The 434-nt window shown below is 67.1% G+C and carries 2 protein-coding genes; one reads left to right on the forward strand and one right to left on the reverse strand.

Annotated features, from left to right (window positions below; all coding sequences use genetic code 11):
- Nucleotides 1-202 (forward strand): ATP-binding protein (locus tag SB756_RS28185; protein WP_410912779.1); only part of this gene is annotated, 202 nt, incomplete at its 5' end.
- 15 nt (nt 203-217) lie between these two features.
- On the opposite strand, the gene SB756_RS28190 is transcribed toward SB756_RS28185, so the two are convergent.
- Nucleotides 218-434, reverse strand: a 217-nt coding sequence (locus SB756_RS28190) for an EAL domain-containing protein (protein ID WP_410912781.1), incomplete at its 5' end; no start/stop codon positions are given.

The following is a 434-nucleotide window of genomic DNA, read 5'->3' on the forward strand; positions in this document are numbered from 1 at the left end:
CGTCGAGGACAACGGCGAGGGCATCGCCTATGGGCAGCAGGGGCGTATCTTCGAGCCCTTTGTGCAGGTGGGGCGCAAGAAGGGGGGTGCAGGGCTGGGCCTGGCGTTGTGCAAGGAGATCGTGCAACTGCACGGCGGCCGAATGGGCGTGTTTTCCCGCCCGGGGCAGGGCACCCAGTTCTACATGGCATTGCCGGTGTAGCCAGCGGGGCGGGCCTCAGGACTCATCGTTGGCCCGCCGCCCAGCCCCCTCGCGCCGGCCGCGGGTGACCAGTTCGGCAAACTGGCGGGCATTCAACGGGCGGGCGAACAACCAGCCCTGCCCATAGTTGACCCCTTCGCTGTAGAGCAGCACCGCCTGGTCTTCGCATTCGATGCCTTCGGCAATCACTCGCAGGTGCAGGTCATGCGCCATGCGGATGATGTGCGGGGCC

Origin of the sequence: Pseudomonas sp. SIMBA_068, from assembly GCF_046534705.1 — a bacterium.
Taxonomy (GTDB): domain Bacteria; phylum Pseudomonadota; class Gammaproteobacteria; order Pseudomonadales; family Pseudomonadaceae; genus Aquipseudomonas; species Aquipseudomonas putida.